Source organism: Ruegeria sp. BHSA118 (genome assembly GCF_059613405.1).
The window spans coordinates 1-3,694 of record NZ_JBXWSM010000131.1; the positions used below are offsets into that span (position 1 = coordinate 1).

3 protein-coding genes are annotated in these 3,694 nt (G+C 58.5%); 2 read left to right on the plus strand and 1 reads right to left on the minus strand.

All coding sequences use genetic code 11. From position 1 onward, the window contains the following. The first annotated feature begins 117 nt into the window (after window positions 1–117). Window positions 118–1,281 carry a DegT/DnrJ/EryC1/StrS family aminotransferase gene (locus AC2FNN_RS21215; RefSeq protein ID WP_496760456.1) on the plus strand — a complete coding sequence of 388 codons (1,164 nt, stop codon included), beginning with the start codon at window positions 118–120 and terminating at the stop codon, window positions 1,279–1,281. Window positions 1,282–1,288: 7 nt separating this feature from the next. Here the strand turns inward: AC2FNN_RS21215 and AC2FNN_RS21220 are convergent, their stop codons facing one another. Then, window positions 1,289–2,836 carry an oligosaccharide flippase family protein gene (locus tag AC2FNN_RS21220; RefSeq protein WP_496760458.1) on the minus strand — a complete coding sequence of 516 codons (1,548 nt, stop codon included), beginning with the start codon at window positions 2,834–2,836 and terminating at the stop codon, window positions 1,289–1,291. Window positions 2,837–3,211: 375 nt separating this feature from the next. On the opposite strand from AC2FNN_RS21220, the gene AC2FNN_RS21225 reads away from it, so the two are divergent. Further along, window positions 3,212–3,694: 2-dehydropantoate 2-reductase N-terminal domain-containing protein (locus AC2FNN_RS21225; protein ID WP_496760460.1), on the plus strand; the 483-nt coding region annotated here is incomplete at its 3' end.

Below are 3,694 nucleotides of genomic sequence, written 5' to 3' on the forward strand. Positions count from 1 at the left end.
CAATTTACCTTCCAGGCTCAATATCCTGAAAACGGGGTTTTCACCGGTTGGGCACTGTAATGAATACCGCCTGACACATCATCGGACTTGGCGGCAGTACTGAAATGCGGGGGTGGCATGAGCAGCGACACACATGAGACCGCGCTTTATTGCGGCGACCCGCCCATGCAGTTTGCCAATCTGTTTCGCCGGGACCCGGCAGGCGGATATACGGCCCTGTTTCGGAATCGCTCGGTTTTCTGGAGTTTCAATACCCGCGTGGCGATCCGGGCGGCCTGTGATCTTTTGGCCTTGCAGCCCGGGGACGAGGTTTTGGTGCCAGCCTATAATTGCGGCTCAGAGGTTGACCCGCTGATCGACGCGGGCCTTTCGGTCCGGCTGTATCCTGTCTCGGACAATTTACTGGCTGATCCGGATCGTATTGCACCGCTCATCACGAAGCGCACGCGGGCGATTTACGTGACGCATTATTTCGGCGTGATCCAGCCCTCACTGACCGGGCTGCGGGCGCTGTGTGACCGGCACGGGTTGCGGTTGATCGAGGATTGCGCGCTAAGCCTGCTGAGTGGTCAGACCCCCGCCGAAGGCCGGGTGGGTGACGTCTCGGTCTTCTGTTTTTACAAGTTTGTTCCGGTTTTGGGCGGCGGCGCCTTGGTGATCAACGCGCCGGATCTGCATGCTGAGCATCCGTTTACACGCCCGCCCCCCCGCAAGATGGTCACCAAGATGCTGCTGCGGGCCGGGCTGGGCAATGTGCTTGGTACAGCGCGCCTGAAAGGGCTGGTGCAGGCGTTGCGGGGGGGCGGACAAATCCCCGTGGACATGTGCCCTGAGAGAGAACTGGAAGATATTCCAAGCCATTACTACTTTGACCCGGCTCTGCGCAGCACCCGTATGAGCGCGTTTGCGGCCCGCCCCTTGCGGGCGTTTTCCGTATCCGAGGCCATCGCAACGCGCCGGGCAAACTGGGAAAGGTACCGTGAACTTCTGACTGATGCCGCGGGTGTGCGCATGCTTGTGCCCGAGCTGACGGCCGACACCTGCCCGCTGAACATGCCGGTGTTGGTGGAGGAGCGCGACCGTGTCGTGCAGGCTTTGCAACACAGCGGGATCGGGGCAACACCTTGGTGGGCGGGATTCAACCGCAATCTCGACTGGACCGGACAGGCCGAAGCGATGGCGCTTAAGAATGACGCCGTGTCACTGCCGCTGCACCAGTATCTTTCCGAGGCGCATGTCGATTACATCGTCTCGGAGCTGAAGCGGGCATTGCAGGGGTGAGTGTGACTCAGGACACCCTGGTGACAATCCTGTTGCGCAGTTTCGATGCGAGTTCGAGCGCCAGGCTTTCAAATCCCTTTGGGCGCCCTGACAGCTGCCAAAGCAACAGATGGGTCGCGATATAGGTGAACACGCCGACGATGACCTTGACGGCAAAGCGGATGCGCAGCAGGGGCAGGTCTTCGGCTGAATCGTAAGCCCAGCCGATTGCGTCGCCACTGCCATAGGCGCTGCTGACGATGAGAACCGCGGTGACCATTGCAATGGCCGCGGCGAAGGTGCGCCAGGCCATGAGAATGGGCGTGAGAAGCCCCCCGGTTCCAAAATCCTTGGCCATGACCAGCGCCAGGCCAATCGCGAACAGGCTGGCTGCGCCGGATCCGAGGATCGCGCCCACAAATCCATAGTTGGATCCCAGCAGCACCAGTATGGTTGTTACGACCAGCAGGATACTGTTGCGCAGGCACAGCCGTTTCGTGTCACCCTGCACATAGCTTGCCGAACGGACATTGGCCTGTAGCGTTTCAATGGCCTTGAGCGGGGCGAGCACCCAGATGACCTGAGAGGCCGCCAGCCATTCATATCCGGCTACCACGACGATCAGGTGATTTGCGACCAGCGCCATTCCGACACTGACGGGAATGATGATGCCCAGCAGAATGGCATTGGCCTGTTCAAAGGCTTCGCGGTCGTTGCCCTGAGCTCTGGAGATGCTGGCAAGCCCGGGATAGATCACCCGCTCAAGTGGCCCGATGACCTGGCTGGTGAACAGTGACACAAGGCGAAAGCCGATTCTGAAAATACCCGCATCCGCCAGCCCCAACGTGGCTCCGATAATGATTTGCGGCATGTTGGTCGTCAGGAATTGCGTGATCTGTGCGCCCAGTGACCATGATGATACGTCGATACAGTCATGCCAGCATCTGAGCGTCAGCCGGGGCCGCATCGGTGCGACGGAAAAGGACCAGATGACGCGTGCGACCTGGGTCAGGAAATTGGCTGCCACAATGGCCCAGAAATCGCGCCAGAACCAGGCAAGGCATACTGCGAACAACGTGTATGTGATGCGGCTGATGGCTTCTTCACCAGCCACGAATCCAAACCTCAGATCCCTTTCCAGCAAGGGAAACCGTGTGCTTTTGAGCGAACTGACGATGGCGATCAGGCATAAGGCGGGTATCAGCTCGGTCAGGGCAGGTAAGCCCAGAAATCCCATCAGGGGTGCACTGATCCAGATCAGGCCAGCGGCGGAAGTGCCCAGCAGCAGCTGCATCGTGAAAACTGTATTGAGGTGCGCTTCGGTTACCTCGGGTTGCCGGATCAGGGTCATGGAAACCGCCCGCTGCGCGATTTCAAGCAAGGCCACTGCGATGACGAAATAGGCGATTACACCGAAATCCGTCGGGGTCAGCAGGCGGGCAGTGACGATAAGCGTCAGCAGACCAAGAATCTGGCTGAAAACACCCGACGCAAACAGCGCTGCGGCCCCGACGACAAGGGGTGAGCCGCGCGGGACGGCGGCACCGGTCGGTTCGGATTTAGGCGAAGGCTTCAACAGCTTTGTCTTTCCACATTCAAAACAAACAACAGAATAACGGGTTAGTGTTTCCTTTTTATCTCCTCTCCCAGGTATTCCAACCAGATAGAGAAGTGCCATTCTGGCAATTGGGCGGGGTCGCTGTTACTCAAGGAAAACCGCGCTTTTTTATGTCGAAATCACATGATTTTCTTTCAATGTCAGAAGGTTGTTTCATACTCGGTGATACCTGCGGGTCTAGTGTCCGAAAGTTATCTGCTGTTTCAAGGAGAATTTCTGACTCAGTGTCTCAGATCAGGCTCCTCATGGGCAAGCGCGTCAAGTATGTGATGCCTGATATGTTTCCGGTGGCGGCCAGTGCCCGGAAGTCGGAGTTCAAAACGGTGTAATGGTATGAAGATTGCGATTTTTGGTCTGGGGTATGTGGGGTTCACGGCAGCATGCTGTCTGACCCGTGAGGGGCATGAGGTGATCGGCGTCGATGTGAATGCCGACAAGGTCTCGGAAATCAATGCCGGGCAGCCCCCGATCAAGGAACCCAAGGTGGCCGAGCTGCTGACCGAGGCGTTGGCCAGGAACCTGATCCGCGCCACGGTTGAAATTCCAGACCTCAGGGATGTGGATCTGGCCATCGTTTGCGTCGGCACGCCCAGTTCCACTGACGGGTCGCACAACATGAATTTCGTGGCCGAGGTGACGCGGCAGATTGCCAAGGCCGTCTCTCCCGACCGCGCGCGGCCGCTGACTGTGGCCTATCGGTCCACCTTCCGGCCGGGCACGGTGCGGCAGCTGATCGAGCCGATCTTTCACAGCTATCTGGGCGATCAGACGGGTCAGGCGATCGAGATTGTCTATAACCCCGAATTCCTGCGCGAG